The 17,309-nt window shown below is 39.5% G+C and carries 15 protein-coding genes; 6 read left to right on the forward strand and 9 right to left on the reverse strand.

Annotated elements, in window-relative coordinates:
- Nucleotides 1–76 precede the first annotated feature (76 nt).
- The 6 genes from cysD (at nt 77) to galE (ending at nt 6,895) form a co-directional block, all read left to right on the forward strand.
- Complete coding sequence (gene cysD / locus HII17_RS15575; protein ID WP_169076294.1) at nt 77–976, forward strand: sulfate adenylyltransferase subunit CysD; 900 nt, start codon at nt 77–79, stop codon at nt 974–976.
- Nucleotides 977–1,031: 55 nt separating this feature from the next.
- A complete protein-coding gene (gene cysN, locus HII17_RS15580; RefSeq protein ID WP_169076295.1) occupies nt 1,032–2,444 on the forward strand; it encodes a sulfate adenylyltransferase subunit CysN in 1,413 nt (470 codons plus the stop codon).
- 100 nt (nt 2,445–2,544) lie between these two features.
- On the forward strand, nt 2,545–4,272 hold the full coding sequence (locus HII17_RS15585) for an SLC13 family permease (protein WP_169076296.1): 1,728 nt from the start codon (nt 2,545–2,547) through the stop codon (nt 4,270–4,272).
- A 5-nt stretch (nt 4,273–4,277) separates the two neighbouring features.
- Entirely contained in the window at nt 4,278–4,880 is a 603-nt protein-coding gene (gene cysC, locus HII17_RS15590) for an adenylyl-sulfate kinase (protein WP_169076297.1), read from the forward strand.
- A 2-nt stretch (nt 4,881–4,882) separates the two neighbouring features.
- Nucleotides 4,883–5,839: a DHH family phosphoesterase gene (locus HII17_RS15595; RefSeq protein WP_169076298.1), complete on the forward strand. Its 957-nt coding sequence runs from the start codon at nt 4,883–4,885 to the stop codon at nt 5,837–5,839.
- Nucleotides 5,840–5,884: 45 nt separating this feature from the next.
- Entirely contained in the window at nt 5,885–6,895 is a 1,011-nt protein-coding gene (galE, locus tag HII17_RS15600) for a UDP-glucose 4-epimerase GalE (RefSeq protein ID WP_169076299.1), read from the forward strand.
- An 88-nt stretch (nt 6,896–6,983) separates the two neighbouring features.
- On the opposite strand, the gene HII17_RS15605 is transcribed toward galE, so the two are convergent.
- From HII17_RS15605 to HII17_RS15645, 9 genes are all read right to left on the reverse strand, one after another.
- Complete coding sequence (locus tag HII17_RS15605) at nt 6,984–8,204, reverse strand: EAL and HDOD domain-containing protein (protein ID WP_169076300.1); 1,221 nt, start codon at nt 8,202–8,204, stop codon at nt 6,984–6,986.
- Nucleotides 8,205–8,384: 180 nt separating this feature from the next.
- Nucleotides 8,385–9,851 carry a sodium/proline symporter PutP gene (putP, locus tag HII17_RS15610; protein ID WP_169076301.1) on the reverse strand — a complete coding sequence of 489 codons (1,467 nt, stop codon included), beginning with the start codon at nt 9,849–9,851 and terminating at the stop codon, nt 8,385–8,387.
- A gap of 110 nt (nt 9,852–9,961) precedes the next feature.
- The gene (locus tag HII17_RS15615) at nt 9,962–10,675 is read right to left on the reverse strand and encodes a DUF3379 family protein (RefSeq protein ID WP_169076302.1); all 714 of its coding nucleotides are present in this window, start codon (nt 10,673–10,675) and stop codon (nt 9,962–9,964) included.
- Nucleotides 10,668–11,234 (reverse strand): sigma-70 family RNA polymerase sigma factor, encoded by a 567-nt coding sequence (locus tag HII17_RS15620; protein ID WP_169076303.1) that lies wholly within the window; start codon nt 11,232–11,234, stop codon nt 10,668–10,670. Before HII17_RS15620 ends, HII17_RS15615 begins: the two co-directional genes overlap by 8 nt.
- Nucleotides 11,235–11,305: 71 nt before the next feature.
- Nucleotides 11,306–12,985: a BatD family protein gene (locus tag HII17_RS15625; RefSeq protein WP_169076304.1), complete on the reverse strand. Its 1,680-nt coding sequence runs from the start codon at nt 12,983–12,985 to the stop codon at nt 11,306–11,308.
- Complete coding sequence (locus HII17_RS15630) at nt 12,979–14,841, reverse strand: VWA domain-containing protein (protein WP_169076305.1); 1,863 nt, start codon at nt 14,839–14,841, stop codon at nt 12,979–12,981. The genes HII17_RS15625 and HII17_RS15630 overlap by 7 nt, the downstream gene beginning before the upstream one ends.
- Entirely contained in the window at nt 14,841–15,851 is a 1,011-nt protein-coding gene (locus HII17_RS15635; RefSeq protein ID WP_169076306.1) for a vWA domain-containing protein, read from the reverse strand. Before HII17_RS15635 ends, HII17_RS15630 begins: the two co-directional genes overlap by 1 nt.
- Nucleotides 15,844–16,308, reverse strand: coding sequence for a DUF4381 domain-containing protein (locus tag HII17_RS15640; protein ID WP_169076307.1), 465 nt, complete (start codon nt 16,306–16,308; stop codon nt 15,844–15,846). The genes HII17_RS15635 and HII17_RS15640 overlap by 8 nt, the downstream gene beginning before the upstream one ends.
- A complete protein-coding gene (locus HII17_RS15645; RefSeq protein ID WP_169076308.1) occupies nt 16,296–17,303 on the reverse strand; it encodes a DUF58 domain-containing protein in 1,008 nt (335 codons plus the stop codon). Before HII17_RS15645 ends, HII17_RS15640 begins: the two co-directional genes overlap by 13 nt.
- Between the last annotated feature and the right edge of the window lie 6 nt (nt 17,304–17,309).

Genomic DNA, 17,309 nt, shown 5'->3' on the forward strand with positions numbered 1-17,309 from the left:
AAAGAATTTATACCTGACGTTGTATATTGACTAGGAGTCAATAGAAACTTGTGGTCACTTTAAATAAGATTAACCAATGAATTTAACACATTTACAAAAGTTAGAAGCTGAATCTATTCATATTATTCGTGAAGTTGCAGCAGAATTTGATAAGCCGGTGATGCTTTACTCTGTCGGTAAAGACTCAGCGGTTTTATTACACCTTGCTCGAAAAGCCTTTGCACCGGGCAAAATACCTTTCCCGTTACTGCATGTAGATACTGACTGGAAATTTAAAGAAATGATCCAGTTTCGTGATCAAATGGCTGAAAAATACGGCTTTGAATTATTAGTTCATAAGAACCCAGAAGGCTTAGCTATGGGTATGAGCCCTTTTGTACACGGTAGCGCTACTCATACTGACGTAATGAAAACTCAAGGTTTAAAACAAGCGCTTGATAAGTATCAATTTGATGCAGCTTTCGGTGGGGCGCGTCGCGATGAAGAAAAATCGCGTGCCAAAGAGCGTGTTTATTCATTCAGAGATAAAAATCACCGTTGGGATCCTAAAAACCAACGTCCAGAATTATGGAATGTCTATAACGGTAAAGTAAATAAAGGAGAGAGCATTCGTGTATTTCCTTTATCTAACTGGACAGAACTAGATATTTGGCAATATATCTATTTAGAAAATATTGAAATTGTACCTTTGTATTTATCTGCTGAACGTCCAGTTGTCGAGCGAGATGGCACCTTGATTATGGTCGACGATGACCGTATGCCTATTGAAGACGATGAACAAATACAAATGAAGAAAGTGCGTTTTAGAACATTAGGTTGTTACCCTTTAACAGGGGCTGTTGAATCTGAAGCAGCAACATTACCGGATATTATTCAAGAAATGCTGCTGACAAAAACATCTGAACGGCAAGGGCGCGTAATCGATCACGATTCCGCTGGTTCGATGGAAAAGAAAAAGATGGAAGGCTACTTCTAAAGTAAGTGGTATATAAGCAGTATTTATCTCGCAAGATTTTGATTAGGATTTAAAAATGAGTCACCAGTCAGACTTAATTGAACAAGATATTCAGGCATATTTAAAGCAGCACGAAAACAAAGAGTTAGTGCGCTTTTTAACCTGTGGTAGTGTTGATGACGGAAAAAGTACGTTAATTGGTCGGTTATTACATGATTCAAAAATGATTTTTGAAGACCAATTAGCTGCTATTGAAAAAGACAGTAAAAAATCAGGTACCACTGGAGAAACTGTCGATTTAGCATTGTTAGTGGATGGCTTGCAATCGGAAAGAGAGCAGGGCATTACTATTGATGTAGCTTATCGTTACTTTTCTACGGAGAAGCGTAAATTTATTATTGCTGATACCCCAGGACATGAGCAATATACTCGCAACATGGCGACCGGCGCTTCAACCTGTGATTTAGCAATTATATTGATTGATGCTCGTCGTGGCGTTCAGGTACAAACACGTCGTCATTCATTTATCTGCTCTTTATTAGGTATTAAGCATGTGCTAGTTGCTGTTAATAAAATGGATCTGGTTGACTATGATCAGGAACGATATCAGAAGATAAAGAAAGACTATCGAGAGTTTGCCGAAGATTTAAACTTTGAAGACGTTCGCTTTGTGCCTATTTCAGCACTAAACGGCGATAACGTAGTTGACGAGAGTGAAAACATGTCGTGGTACCCAGGTGCGACATTAATGAAGCTACTAAATACCATTAAGGTTGAGTCGACAAGCCAACTAAGCGAGTTTAGGTTCCCGGTACAATACGTTAACCGTCCTCATCTCAACTTTAGAGGGTTTGCCGGCACTATTGCTTCAGGGCAAGTTAGAATTGGTGATACGATTGTTGCGCTACCTTCAGGTAAAGAAAGTGAAGTAAAATCAATTGTTACGTTTGACGGTGAATTAGAGCGTGCTGAAAAAGGACAAGCCGTTACGCTTACATTGGAAGACGAAATCGATATTAGCCGTGGTGAGATGATTGTTCGCAAAGGTAGTACGGTTGTTTCGTCTAAAGAATTTAATGCTTCGATTGTTTGGATGCATGACGAAGCGTTAGAGACGGGTCGCGAGTACTATATTAAACACGGTGCAAAATTAACAACTGGTCATGTTTCTACGGTACTGAACAGAACTGACGTTAATACCATGGAACAAACTGAAGCAAGCAACCTATCGCTTAATGAAATAGGCTCGGTGAATTTTGAAGTGGCAGAAGTACTCCATTTTGATCCATACCAATTAAACCCTGAAACAGGTGCTTTTATCATCATTGATCGTTTGACCAATATAACCGTTGGTGCAGGTATGATTAATCATGCGACTGAACAAGATGAAGCACAAACCTATTCAGCCTTTGAAATTGAATTTAATGCACTTGTCCGCAAACATTTCCCACACTGGGGTTCACGCGACATTTCAAAATTATTCAACTAATCATACGGATATAGCTTTATCACTTGCTAGCTTATTAAAACTGAGCAATAGTAAGTGGTAAGGCATATGTGATGTTAAAACCATTTAAGAGATACTTTTTATGACAGCAATGCAATGGTTAATGCTGGCTGTATTTCTGGCGACTTTTTTAGGGCTAATAAAATTTCAAAAAGCGCCAGAAAGGGTGTTTTTTTCAGCAACACTTGTCTGCTTGCTGGCCTCTTTTGTCTCAACAGAAGATATCTTATATAACGCGGTAAATCCTGGTTTAGTTACTTTAATTTTACTAGTGTTTTGTTCTTTTACTTTTGAGCGAACTAGCGTTCTTCGTAAACTTTCTAATATTTTAATTAGCGGCTCTAAGGTTAAGTCGATCTTAAGAACGCTATTAAGTGCTGGCTTTGCTTCTGCGCTCATGAATAACACTGCAGTTGTAGCAAGCCTTATCAATAGCATTAAAAATAATACATTAATTAACCCTGGGAAGCTTCTGCTGCCATTGTCTTTTGTTTGTATTTTAGGTGGCACATTAACTTTAGTGGGCACCTCTACCAACCTGCTAGTTAATAGTTTGTATATCGAGCAAACTGAACAACCCTTACAGTTTTTTGATTTTACTTTAGTAGGATTAACCGCGTTAGCTGTATGTTTTGTCGTGATATTAATTCGCCTTCCCAGTTTGCCTAACATTGCAAAAGAAGCACTTCAAACTAAAGAATATTTACTTGAAGCTGCGATTGCAGAAGGCTCAGAGTTAATAGGAAAAACCGTTGAAGAGAATGGTTTGCGAAATTTGGATTCCATCTTCTTAGTGGAAGTGGTGCGAAAGGGTCGATTAATTTCACCTGTTACTCCAGAAGAAGTATTGCAGCCAAAAGACAAATTAATATTTACAGGTGATATTACCAAAGTTTTAACATTACAGCAGTTTGATGGCTTAACATTATTTGCTGAGCAAGATGGATTATTACGAGATAATTTAACTGAAGTCGTCATAAAGCCTGACTCGTCCGTTATTGGTAAAAGCCTTAAAAGTGCGGGCTTTCGGGCGCGTTTCGATTCAGCAGTTGTTGCTATTCGCCGAGAAGGTGAAACATTGTCTGGAAAGCTCGGTGAAATCATAATTCAATCTGGCGACTTTTTAGTGCTAGCAGTGGGTAACGATTTTAGCTCTCGTACTAATTTATCTAAAAACTTCTTTATTCTATCTGGCCATAAACCAGACAACATGCTTTCAGGTTGGCGAGATAAAATTACCGTTGTTGGCTTTTTCACGACGATTGCTTTGTCAGTGTTTACGTCATTATCATTGCTAAAGTGTCTAATGTTTTATGTGGCGTTATTAGTATTTACAGGCTGCTTAACTGTCAATGAAATAAAGCGTCGATTTCCATTAGAAATTTGGATGATTGTACTGAGTGCCTTGACGCTAGCTAAAGCCATGGAAAATACCGGTCTCGCTGCATTGCTTGCCAGTAATGTAGAGCAATTGCTGGATGGTAAGGGTACATATATCGCTTTTGCGATGATATTTATATTAACGTTGTTAGTCACAGAGTTAGTGACAAACAATGCTGCTGCAGCATTGATATTCCCAATTGCTTATAACATGGCAATTGGTCTTGATGTTAGCCCTATGCCATTTGTAATGGCGGTAGCCTTTGCTGCTAGCGGCAGCTTTATTAGCCCGTACGGCTATCAAACAAATGTTATGGTATATAACGCTGGCAATTATAAACTGCTGGATTTTGTTAAATTTGGTATTCCTGTGTCATTAACATACTCTGCGGTTGTGATGATAATGATCCCACTTATATTCCCGTTTTAAAAATTATGAAAACAGAAAATACGGTTTGGCATGATCAGCATGTCGTCAAGTCACAACGAGCAACACTAAAACAGCAAAAACCAGCGCTATTATGGTTTACTGGGCTTAGTGGTTCGGGTAAGTCCACTATTGCTAATGCGGTAGACGCACTATTACACGAAAAAGGGCAACACACTTATTTATTAGATGGTGACAATGTTAGGCATGGCCTTAATGGTGATTTAGGTTTTAGTGATATCGATAGGGTAGAAAATATCCGCCGAATAAGTGAGGTCTCAAAATTATTTATTGATGCTGGTCTTATTGTCTCAACTGCATTTATTTCACCATTTGCACAAGATAGGGCAATGGCAAGAAATTTACTTGAAACTGGTGAATTTATAGAAGTTTTTATTGATACCCCCATAGATATATGTGAACAGCGTGATCCAAAAGGTTTATATAAAAAAGCGCGTGCAGGCGAGATAAAAGACTTTACCGGTATTGATTCTGATTACGATATTCCTCAGCAACCTGAGTTGCATGTCAAAACAGCTGAATTATCAATCGAAGACTGTGCGAAGCAAATTGTCAGTTACCTCGAACTAAATGGATATTTGGAAGCATAACTATGCATTATGATGTATTTAATGGTGATGCAGATGGCATCATTGCTTTAGTGCAGCTTCGATTAGCTCAGCCTAAAGAAACGACGCTAGTTACTGGTGTTAAACGTGATATTAGTTTGCTCAAACAAGTTGATATTGAAAGTGCCCGTTCAGTGACTGTTCTAGATATATCTATGGAAAAAAACATAGAGTCTTTAGAAGGTTTACTTGCTAAGCAAGTGCCTGTGTTTTATGTAGATCACCACCGGACCGGTGAAATGCCGGTGAATGAGGGTTTAGAAGCCTTAATTGATTTAGATGCTAATACTTGCACAAGTTTATTAGTTAACCAGTATTTAAATGAGCAATACTACCTTTGGGCGATTGCGGCTGCATTTGGCGATAATATGAATGCCTCTGCTAAGGCATTGGCAGATAAGCACAATGTTAGCGATGAAGATCAAAGGTTTTTAAAGGCGTTAGGTATATATATTAATTACAATGGCTACGGCAGCCAATTAAGTGACTTACATTTTCCTCCGGCTGAATTGTTTAAGTTGCTTTTAGCATATGAAAACCCTTTAGAATTGCGCACTCAGACTGATTCTGTTTTTTATTATTTAGAGCGGGCGTATAAAGGTGATATGGCCAATGCTGAGCAAGCAACAGTTCATCTAGACACTAAAATCGTTAAAGTTATTGAATTGCCTAACCATGCATGGTCGAGGCGAGTAAGTGGCGTGCTTGGCAATGCGTTAGCAAATCAGTCTCCGGATAAAGCTCACGGAGTATTAACGTTAAATGAAGACAATAGTTATACAGTAAGTGTCAGAGCACCTTTAAATAATAAGCAAGGAGCAGATAAGGTCTGTACTCAATTTGATACTGGTGGTGGCCGAGCGGCAGCAGCTGGTATTAATCAGTTACCTGCATGTGATATAAATAGGTTTATTGAAACATTAACAACTTATTATAGCTAAAAGTAGCTATCGACTTACTGTTAAATAAACATTTTTGAGGATGATATGAGTTTATTGTTAACTGGTGGTATGGGCTATATCGGCAGCCACACGGTTGTTGAGTTGATCAGCCAACAACAAGATGTTGTTATCTTTGATAATTTGACGAATTCATCGCCTAAAGTGTTGGATAGGTTGGAGGAAATCACTGGTGTTCGTCCACATTTTGTCGAAGGTGATATTTGTAATAAAGCAGATTTGATTAAGGTATTTACTGATTTTGAGATTGATGCCGTAGTGCATTTTGCAGGTTTGAAAGCGGTAGGCGAATCTAATGAAGTCCCATTGATGTATTATCAAAATAATGTCAGTGGCTCAGTTAATTTATTTCAAGTAATGGGCGACTTTAATGTTAAAAACTTAGTCTTTAGTTCATCGGCTACAGTTTATGGCGAAAATAATCAGTCTCCGCTTGTCGAAACTATGCCAACATCGGCGACAAACCCTTATGGCCAAACTAAGTTAATGATTGAAAATATTTTGTTTGATTTGGCAAAAAGTGATCCGAATTGGTCAATTATAAACTTGAGGTATTTCAACCCGATAGGTGCTCATGAGTCTGGCTTAATAGGTGAAAATCCAAGTGGTATTCCAAATAACCTTCTACCTTATGTAGCACAAGTTGCTGTAGGTCGATTAGCTCAACTGAGTGTGTTTGGCGATGATTATGACACGCCAGACGGTACAGGTGTTAGAGACTATATCCATGTTGTTGATTTAGCTAAAGGACATGTAAAAGCACTACAGAAATTAACAGATATTTCAGGTTGTCAGGCGATCAACTTAGGGACAGGGAATGGCACTTCTGTACTAGAAATTATCGATGCTTTTGCGCGGATTAGTGAAAAGACAATTAACTATAAAATAGTCCCCAGAAGAGCAGGTGATATTGCAACAGTGTTTGCCAATGCTAATTTGGCGAAAACCGTGTTAAATTGGCAGGCAGATTTAGATCTTACCACCATGATTACCGATACGTGGCGCTGGCAATCGAAGAATCCAAATGGCTATGAGTAATACAAAGCATAAGATTTAATATTTGGATAACAGTCATATAATAAAAAAGAGCGCTCGATGCGCTCTTTTTTATTAATACTGCATTTTATTATGTCACTTGCTGCGCTTGTTCATCCGCCCAAGCTAAGGCTTCGTTATAACACTCTATCGCTTGTTCTTTATCAACCTTAAGTTTATCCATTACGATAGATGTTTTATCCCACTCAGCATGCTCTATAAGCTCTACCAGCTTTATTAGCGCTGCTAATACCCCTTTACGTGTTAATAACGGATCTTTTATTTCCTGTGCAAGTGGAAGTTTCTCTAAAACACTCTCAATATCTTCATCAAGAATTGCATCTATCATAGATAAGAGGCCAGTTAGAAATGCAATTGATGCATCTATAGGAGAATTAACTTTTGCTGAGATAAGTTCACAGAACTTCGCTCGAGTCATCGACATATTAATAAGCTCTGTAGGCTTATCTGGGTTTACATTTGCGGCAAACATTAAACCAATAAAACGTTTTAATTCACCAGAGCCTAATATAACTAAAGCTTGCTTGATAGTAGCAATTTCACTACGTCGCCTAAAAATTGGCGAGTTAGCATAGCGAAGTAGCTTGTATGACAAAGTAACGTCACGTTCAAAAACAGACGTTATGCTACTTAGATCTAGCTCAGGCTTACTGGTTTCATAAAGTAACTCCGCCATCGCCATTTGCGAAGGAGATAAGTTCTTGGTTTTGACCATTTCAGGCTTAGAGAAAAAGTAACCCTGAAAATAATCGAAACCTAACTCGACCGCCATATTATATTCTTCATGAGTTTCTACTTTCTCAGCAAGTAACTCAATATGAGGGTGATTAGCAATAGCTTGCTTAATTTCATTTATTTGCTCTTCATTCGTTTCTTGAATGTCGATTTTGATAATTTTGATATAAGGGTAGAAGTGTGCCCATACGCTTTGATGCTCATAATCATCAAGTGCTAAGGTATAGCCTTTCTCATGAAGATCTTGACATAAGCTAAGTAACTTTTTACCAGGCTTTACGGTTTCTAATACCTCGACAACGACTTCTTCATTGGTCAACATTGTAGGGTATCCTTTACTTAAGGTATCTAAAGTAAAGTTAATAAAAGCAGGTTTATTGCCAGTAAATTCGTGAAGGCCCATATTAAATTGGCTGGCTTCAACCATTTTAGATGTTGCTTCATCACCATCTACATCTGGAAAGACATTATCGATGCTGTCGCGAAATAATAACTCGTAAGCAAATAGGTTTTTATTTTTATCTAAAATTGGCTGTCGAGCTGCATAAAAATACATAAAATTAGAAGTCCTTAGCGTAATTTTCTAATGCTATTAATCGGCTTTAAAATCATTGGATTACAGCTTTATAGCTGAACATTACTACAGAAAATGGCCATCTATTCTGAGTTTATATTTGTTGGCACTATAATTTAATCACAACAAGATAGCCATTGTTTTTTGAGTAATATAAATAACCTAATTATGACCTTGGCTTAAGCGTTCGAATATAGATTCTGCTTCCTGGTTTTCTTTTTGATTAAGCTGAGAAATCAAAATACCGGCAATAAATGCGAAAACAAATCCTGGCACTATTTCATATAAATCAAAAATTCCACCAGATAACTGTTTCCATGTAACTACCGTAATGGCTCCAGTGACTATAGCGGCAATGGCGCCGAATTTATTAAACTTAGACCAAAATAGCGCTAAGATCACGGTAGGGCCAAAAGCTGCACCAAAACCTGCCCAGGCATAACTAACTAAGTCGAGTACAGAGCTTTCTGGGTTGGTGGCGATTAAGGTGGCGATAATAGCAATAGCAGCCAATGCGAAACGAGATAACCAAACCAACTCGGCTTCAGTGTTTTGTTTTTTGCTGAAATGTTTATAGAAATCTTCAACAACCACGCTTGAACAAACCAATAACTGAGAATCAATAGTGCTCATAATGGCAGATAAGATAGCCGCAATAAGAATGCCGGCAACCCATGGGTTTAAAATTGCTGATGCCAGTTGTAAAAACACTGTTTCAGGGTTTGCTAGTGGTTTATCGACAAAATAAGCTAAGCCAACTAGGCCTATGGCTAGTGCACCGATAAGTGATAACACCATCCACGCCATCGCAATATTACGCGACATTGGAATATCTTTAGTTGAACGTATTGCCATAAAGCGGCTAAGGATGTGAGGCTGTCCAAAATAACCTAATCCCCATGCCATTAAGGAAATAAAGCCCATCCAAGAAAAATTCAGAAATAAGTTGTCAAATTCTGGGTTGATTTTGGTAAGTGTTTCAGTTGTTGCTTCTAGGCCACCCATGGTTGAAACAGCAACAATTGGTAAGAGAATTAAGGCAATTAACATTAAGCAGCCTTGAAAAAAGTCAGTCCAGCTAACGGCTAAAAAGCCGCCAAGGAATGTATAAGAAACGATAACTAATGCGCCAATTACTAGCGCAGTGCTGTAATCAAGTCCGAATACTTTTTCAAATAATATTGCGCCACCAACTAAGCCAGAAGAGACATAAAAAGTGAAAAATATCAGTATGGTGATGGCTGATATAAAGCGCAATAAGTGGCTTTTATCATTGAAACGATTTTCAAAAAATTCAGGGAGGGTTAACGAGTCGTTAGCATTCTCAGTAAAGTGCCTAAGTCTTGGAGCGACAAGTAACCAGTTAAAAAATGCGCCGATAACTAAGCCAACACCTATCCAGACTTCACTCGCACCCGATAAGTAAATAGCACCAGGTAAGCCCAATAGTAACCAACCACTCATATCTGAAGCGCCAACACTTAACGCGGTAACTGCTGGCCCTAATTGCCTGCCACCAAGAATGTAGTCGCTTAACGTGTCAGTTGCCTTATAGGCAACATAGCCGATGGCGAGAGTTGCTACTAGGTAGCCGATAAAAGTTACTAAGGTAGGTAGTTCAATTGTCATTGTTTATTCTTGCTAGACGACTAAATAATCAGACATGCTAGCAAGAATAATAGGGAAGGAGCTAGTTTTTGTAGACGTATCTACACATTTTTACGTTATATCAACGTAAACTAAATTGACCATTGTGTATTGTCGCTAAGGTTTTTCTGCCATTGGCTTAAGACCTCTGATTTATCGCCCACAATAATGACATGGTTTTCACCAAACGTAAGTGATTGACCATTTAGCTTACTATCGCTAAATGTCTGACTAAAGGCGACTTCTCCTCTTTCTGGTACTATAAACACATTCACAGGTGAGTTCTTGCCTTGATAAACTAAGTGCAAGCTCTTTACACCATCAAAGCGACAGTAGTCTGCTGCAATAAGCTTTCCTACATTCTGAACAAAGCTTCCGTTAAATGTTGACATTTTATTATTGACTGAGGCAAGTGTTACGTTGGCAGTAGCATTATTGTTAAATACGCCTTCTTCGTGATAAACATGGGCGAGGGCGTAATCGCCAATATCGGCATAGGCACTAGAGAACTGTAAAAAGTTAACTGTTAAACCGACGGCAAATGCTACAGAAGCTGCTAATGCCAAATGTACTCTGCTTTTCCGTTTCTGCTGTTGATGGCTTGCCATTGCCTGTCGTAAAATTAATTTATTGCACAAGTCGTCAGGTACAGGAACATTTAGTGCGCTAGCAATTTGATCGTCGAGTTGCTCTATTTCTTTAGCAAATTGGGCGCGTGCGGGATCTGCATTTTTCGCCGCTATAACTTCAGCATCCTGGTTTTTGGGATCGGCGTAAATACTTCGCCTAAATTGCAAATCATCCATTGTAATTACCTCGTTTCAATGGTTCTTTCTCTAACGCTTCTTTTAACTGGTTTCTGGCTCTAAATAGACGTGTCATCACGGTATTTTTATTAAGTCCTAACATGCTGGCAATTTCTTCACCGCTAAAACCGCCTATAACTTGAAGAACAAGGGGCTCTCGATATTCTTCTGACATGTTAGCAATGCGTTCTCTAAGCCAATGGTTCTCTATTTCCTGCTCTGAACTTGTAGACATGTGATCGGAAATGTTAGCTTCTTCATATTCACCCATATCAAAACGTTTTCGTTCAAAACGGCGAGCATTTTCACGGCGAAGTATGGTGATTAACCAAGACTTTGCTGCTTTCTCATCTTTTAGCGAGTCCAATGCTCGCCAAGCTCTTAGAAAGGTTTCCTGAACTAAATCTTCGGCTACTTGTTTATCGTGCGTTAACCAGTAGGCATAACGAAATAGGTCAGTATGTAACGCTTTAACTAAAGCTTCATATCTAACTTGTTTAGTACTCATGCTGGATGAGACCTTGGAAGGCGTTATTTTATTTCGAATTTTTTTTATCATTTTTATCCCGTTAAAGTAACGCCAGTAATTATAACGCTAGCTTTAACAGGATTTATATGAAAATTTGTTGGCTAGGGGTTTAATGAACCGAGTGGTTGAACAGAGTTAGCGCTTTTTTGTTTAAGGTAGGTTTTCAATGCAGCGACAAATGGTTTGCTGTCCCAATGCCGAGTACACTCTTTTTCTGCAGAGTGACCAAATAAAGCTTGTTGCAAATTATCTATTTCTTTTACTAAGACTTCATTGTTACAGTATTTCTTTAGCTCGCTTATCGTTGACACATTATTATTGCGTGCTAGGCCGTTAAACCAAGGCACCAATAACGATAATACTTGTTTGCCATTCCCTTGTTTACAAGCGGCTAGAATGGCAAGTTGTAGATTATCAACAGAGTGCTCAACTTGGTGTTCACTTTGCCCGTTAGTTTTTCGTCTTAGCAATTCAACCGTTAACCAAGCCAACATTGTTAAAATCCAAAGTGCTAAGAATAGCCATTGTAATAATGGTGACTTCTCAACGATAACTGTCTCAATCGGGCCTGTAGGTGTGCTTGAAGCATTATTGTTAAGTGGAGTCGCTGGCAGGTTTGTAATGTCTACATCTTCATTGGCAAGTACGTTTATTGTTTGCGCAGGCAAGGAGCTGACTTCAATTCGGTTAGTAACAGTGTTCCACCAACTAACGTCGACAGCTGGCATTGTGTATTGACCAGGCTGACTTGCAACAATGGCAAAGTTGTTAACTGTTTGGCTGACAAAACGACCATTAGTGACATTTGAGTGTGCTGTCTGCTGGTCTGGATATACTTTTAAGCCTTTTGGTAAATTTAGCGTAAGCTCAGGAAGTTGTTCTTCACTTACTCCGACCGCCGTTAATGTAATTGTGCGAGTAATTGGTTCGCCGACCTTAAATTGGCTAACATCAGGTTGCCATTCTTGGTGTAAGGTTAATAGCTCGCTTGGTAGCCAGTGTCCTTGAAAGCTTTCCGGCATTGCTTTTACCGTTATAGGGACTTCATCACCTAGTACACTAATAGCTTTGGTTTCGCCGAAACTAAGAAAATTCGAACGTCTAGCCGATTGCACCATAATCTCACCGGAAAACATCGGAGAACGCAGCATAAACTCACCGCTTTGTTGCGGTGTCACTGAAAAAGTTCGTTCTATTACGCGATAGCGTCGGCCATTTATGATGGTTTCAGACTCAGCGTCTTTGCCTACTTGCGCAATGGCCGCTCCAGTTAACTCGGGTTCGGTTAAGCTACCTCTTTTTAACTCAGCGGCAAAATGAAGTTTCACCGTAAGAGTAAGCATTTGTTGTACATATACTTGGTTATTTGAAACAGAAGCAGTAATGAAAACATCTCTTTGGCTATTCGCAGCAGGATCATTCCCGTCCAATACGGTAAGCGTAATAGGTGCGGTTTTTTGACCTTCAACAGTCAATGGTGGAATAACGATTGTGCCTGTTTGTTTTGGTATGAGTACGGTTTGCCACTTTGTAGTCCGCGATGTTTTAAAGTTGACCATGCTGGTTTGCGTGCTAACGGACGTACGGCCAACAATAAAGTTGCTTAATAGTGGTGCGGTGTTGAGTGCATTAGTGTCTACATCATCATCTGCGATTACGGTTAGGATTAGTGACTCTTTAACGGTAACTGGATTTCTGTCAACGGTTGCTGTGACTTGAGTGAGTGCATATGTGCTTGGGGCAATAAAGGTTAACAGCACAATAAATAATATTCTTACCACTTTTTCTTAACTCCACTGTTTGTGCCTTCTTGACGACGCTTTTGATATTCTAACTGCATCTTATTGCGCAGCAGTAGGTAAGGGTCATCGGTCACTTTCTTTAAAAGCTGTTGATGTTTCTGGGCTTTCTCTTGGTTTGCCTGTTGCTCTGCCGCAGTTAATTGTTGTTGCTCAGTGCTTTGTTGTTCAGGTTGTTTCTCTGACTGTTCAGCTTGCGATTCGCTAGCTTGCTGATCATTTTGTTGATCTGTTTGCTGCTCGCTTTGCGACTGTTGTTCATTTTGCTGCTGAGTATCACTGTTCTGTTGTTGCTCATTACTTTGGCTTGGATCTTGTTGCTGACCACTATCATCGCTTTGTTGATCCTGTGGTTGTTGCTCACCACCTTCGCCCTGATTTTGATTGTCACCTTGCTGACTTTGATCCTGTTGCTGTTTATCACCTTGCTGCTGATTCTCAGAGTCTTGTTGTTGCTCTTGCTGTTGTTGCTCTTGCTGCTTTTTTAGTTGCTCAAGTAACGTCTTATTATCTTTCGCATCTTGGTGTTCACCATCTAATGACAGGGCTTTTTCATAAGCGTCAATTGCTTTGTCTAACTGCTGCAGTTTTGCCAATGCATTACCTTGGTTATAAAAACCTTCTGCAGTGCCTTGTTTTGCAAAGACATCAGCGGCTGCTTGATAATTCTCAGCTTTGTAATGTGCAGAGCCTTGCCACATTGAATTTTCAAAGGTATCCGCAGCTTTTGCATAGCTTTTTTGATTAAACGCTTGTTGCCCTTGTTGATCTTTTGTCTGCCATAAACTTTGCCAGTCAATAGCATTGGCTTGTTCAGTTGGCACTAATATCAACATTAGTGGCACAAGTGACAATAGCGCGCCACGTCTAAAGTAGGTGAGTAACAACGGAAGAACTAATAATACTAAATAAGGGCCAAATTCCTGCCATTGATCACCTTGACTCGTGTTTTCACTTTCTTTTTCCTGCTGTTGTTGAAAGTCATTGTTAACTAATGTTTCTATATCAGCATTGTCATTTGTATGGCTTCGGTATTTTCCTCTGCTTTTGACAGCTACACCGTACAATAACTTCTCACTTAATTTAGGAACGACAATCGCGCCTAAATCGTCTTTTAATAACTTACCGTTAGGCAGCTTGATTGGTGCGCCTTGGCTAGTTCCAATGCCTAATATGTTAAGTTTATGAGGGTGTTGGTTTGACCATTGGTTGAGATCAGCTACATCCTCTGGGTCAATGCCGTCAGTTAACCAGTATATGTCACCCTCGATATGACCGGCATTTGTTAGCATTTGATGGGCGAGGGAAAGGGCTGCCAAAGGATTGCTTCCTAATTCAGGCATAAGCTCTGGGCTAAGCGAGGGTAAAAGTAATTTTATATTATTAATATCCTCGGTTAATGGGCTTATAGTAAATGCATCACCTGCATAGGCTATTAACCCCGTGTCACCTTCATTTAAGCTGTCTAATAAATCAATGGCTTTATATCGTGTTCTGGTTAAACGGTTCGGCGAAACATCAGTTGAATACATCGAATACGACATATCAAGAACGAGCACCGAGCCCCGTTCAATTTGATAAACAGGTTGAGGTAGTTTTTGCCAGCTAGGACCTGCCAATGCAGTAATTACCAATATCAATAACAAGCTTACCGGTATTAATGAAATACCTTTTTGTTTGCTTCCTTGCTCAATCATTTGCCCTGCAAGGTGCGGTGGTAATATTTTTGTCCAACCAGAGTTACTGACTTGCAGTCGTTTAATTAAATAAATAATGACTGGCAGAGCAATTAAGCCTAGCAACCAAAATGGGCGGATAAAGTGAAAATCAGACAACATTAGTTCACCTTATTGTTTATTTTAGCAATAGACGGTATTGCAGGACGGTTGTGCCACAACAATTGCAATAACGCTAAAAGAAAGGCAATCGACAACGGCCAATAAAACAACGCGGTTAAGGGCCTCATTTGCTGCTGTTCTTGTTCGACAGGCTCTAACTTATCTAATAGTTGATAAATTTCCGTCATGGATTGGCTGTCACGGGCCCTAAAGTATCGACCGCCTGTTTGCTCAGCAATATTCGATAACGTTTTTTCATCTAATTCGCTAGAAGGGTTCACACGACGAGTACCGAATAATGAGCGTTGTAACATTACATCGGCGCCAATGCCGATGGTGTAAATAGTTATGTCTTTTGCAACGGCTAGTTCAAGTGCTTGTTCTGGCGTTATTTTACCCGCGGTATTTTGACCATCGGTAAGTAAAAGTAACACTCTGTTTGACTCTTTTTTCTGTTCGAAACGCTTTACTGATAGTGCGATAGCATCGCCAATTGCTGTTTTTTTGCCAACTAAACCTAATACCGTTTCATCGAGCATTTGTGCGACGGTTTGCCTGTCATAGGTCATTGGGGTTTGCATATAGGCATCGTCACCAAATAAGATCAGGCCTAATCGGTCACCGGTTCTACGATCAATAAAATCACCTAACAATACTTTGAGCATTTGCAGGCGGTTTACTGTAGCGCCATTTAACTCCATATCTTCGACTTGCATACTGCCGGAAAGATCGACAGCGATCATCATTTCACGACCTTCCGTCGGAATATCGACGGCTTCACCCAGCCACTGTGGTCTACTGGCGGCTAGCACCGTCAAACACCAAATAGTGGCCAATAATATCAGTGGCATACGGCTTTTTTTACCGCCGTGAGCTTTGACTGTCAAACCTGGTACTAGCGTTGGCATTCTAAGTGCGGCGCTAATAGTTTGTTTTTTCGCAGGCAATAAATAAACCAAAATAGGTAGCGGTAATGCAAATAAAAGATAGGGCCAAGCAAAGTTAATCATTTCGACCTCCTTTTTTCGGAGGGAGTGCATTTGTTAACCAATAGATAACACTTTGATTAAATGCCTGAACATCAATGTCACAATTTTCTTGATACATGGTTTCAAATGAAAAGGGGTTTAACTTTTTAAATGTCGCTTGCTTCTTTTCTGGCAATTGAGCTGTTAAGAAGGTTGTCAACTTGTCACCATACAAATTAGCGGTTTGATACCTAGGGAAATAACTGAGTAACGCTAACTTTAAAAGCTCGTTACTTTGTTCAATAGAGTTTGAATCGTTGAGTTTCGCCAAAATTTGCTTTTTAACGATTCTAGCTTTTCGAAAATTGCGAAACCAGTGAAACGCTAAAACCAATAAGGTAATAGTAAAGATTAGGACAAGCCACCAACCAGGCGCTATTGGATAGTTATTAATTTGTTCAGGTAAGTGAATGTCTTTTAACTGTGCTAACGGATCCACTGGTGTGCTCCATTATATAGTTGCTGTTCAATTGATTCGCCACAAGAGAGTGAAAATACACGAGCACCTGCTTGAGTAAATAATTGTTGCTTTTGATTCATTACTGCGGAAACTTTATCTACGTACATTTGCTGCGTACGGATATCACCTAAGGTGATGTTTTGCCGAGCATTACCGTCGGTCATCGCAACATTTATTCGTTGGCTAACATCTGGTAATTGTTGTTCAAGCGGGTCTACTACAAGACAGACTATTAGCTCGCAATGTCTACTAATATGTGACAGATGACGAACACTTTGTTGATTGACGGCATTACCGTCAGTAATCAAATAAACTAAACTACCGGGCTTTGCCAATTGCCTTAATCGCTGACAGTTTTCTTCAAATGCTATATCAAAACTAACATTGTGAAGTTGTTCATTTTGCGCGATGGTTTGTTGGTGAATGTCATGTAAGCTGTGTAGATATTGCAATACGCCTTGCTTTCGGGCTCGTGGCTTACATTCTTGATGGCTCAATTCATTAAAAATAATACCACCGAGACGATCGCCTCGAGCTTTGGCATGCCATGCAACAAGTGAAGCAATATGAGCAGCTTGTACAGATTTGCACATAAGTTGACTGCCAAAAAGCATACTTGCGCTTAAGTCTGTAGCAACCAAGACTGGTCGTTCTATCTCTTCTCTATACAACTTAGTATGCGTTTTACCAGTACGAGCCGTTACTCGCCAGTCAATAGCGCGAATATCATCGCCATGCTGGTAATGACGAACTTCATCAAATTCCATACCTCGGCCTTTGCTACGAGCTAAATAGTTACCAGACATTCTCGATTGCTGATTTCTTGATGCTTTTAAGTCAATTAATCCAGCTTTACTTTGATATAGCAGCATTTCCTCGATAGTTAAATGCAAACCATCGGTTCTTAGCTCGCTTAATTGCGCTTGAAGTTGTTGAAATTTATTATCGCTAGTACTGCGAGTAAACCATTTCATGAATAT

The organism is Thalassotalea algicola (genome assembly GCF_012932965.1).
GTDB lineage: Bacteria > Pseudomonadota > Gammaproteobacteria > Enterobacterales > Alteromonadaceae > Thalassotalea_F > Thalassotalea_F algicola.

Bases quoted from the DNA above. Each gene is read 5' to 3' on its own strand.
- cysD (WP_169076294.1), top strand. From the start codon at position 77: ATGAATTTAACACATTTACAAAAGTTAGAAGCTGAATCTATTCATATT.
- cysN (WP_169076295.1), top strand. From the start codon at position 1,032: ATGAGTCACCAGTCAGACTTAATTGAACAAGATATTCAGGCATATTTA.
- HII17_RS15585 (WP_169076296.1), top strand. From the start codon at position 2,545: ATGACAGCAATGCAATGGTTAATGCTGGCTGTATTTCTGGCGACTTTT.
- cysC (WP_169076297.1), top strand. From the start codon at position 4,278: ATGAAAACAGAAAATACGGTTTGGCATGATCAGCATGTCGTCAAGTCA.
- HII17_RS15595 (WP_169076298.1), top strand. From the start codon at position 4,883: ATGCATTATGATGTATTTAATGGTGATGCAGATGGCATCATTGCTTTA.
- galE (WP_169076299.1), top strand. From the start codon at position 5,885: ATGAGTTTATTGTTAACTGGTGGTATGGGCTATATCGGCAGCCACACG.
- HII17_RS15605 (WP_169076300.1), bottom strand. From the start codon at position 8,204: ATGTATTTTTATGCAGCTCGACAGCCAATTTTAGATAAAAATAAAAAC.
- putP (WP_169076301.1), bottom strand. From the start codon at position 9,851: ATGACAATTGAACTACCTACCTTAGTAACTTTTATCGGCTACCTAGTA.
- HII17_RS15615 (WP_169076302.1), bottom strand. From the start codon at position 10,675: ATGGATGATTTGCAATTTAGGCGAAGTATTTACGCCGATCCCAAAAAC.
- HII17_RS15620 (WP_169076303.1), bottom strand. From the start codon at position 11,234: ATGATAAAAAAAATTCGAAATAAAATAACGCCTTCCAAGGTCTCATCC.
- HII17_RS15630 (WP_169076305.1), bottom strand. From the start codon at position 14,841: ATGTTGTCTGATTTTCACTTTATCCGCCCATTTTGGTTGCTAGGCTTA.
- HII17_RS15635 (WP_169076306.1), bottom strand. From the start codon at position 15,851: ATGATTAACTTTGCTTGGCCCTATCTTTTATTTGCATTACCGCTACCT.
- HII17_RS15645 (WP_169076308.1), bottom strand. From the start codon at position 17,303: ATGAAATGGTTTACTCGCAGTACTAGCGATAATAAATTTCAACAACTT.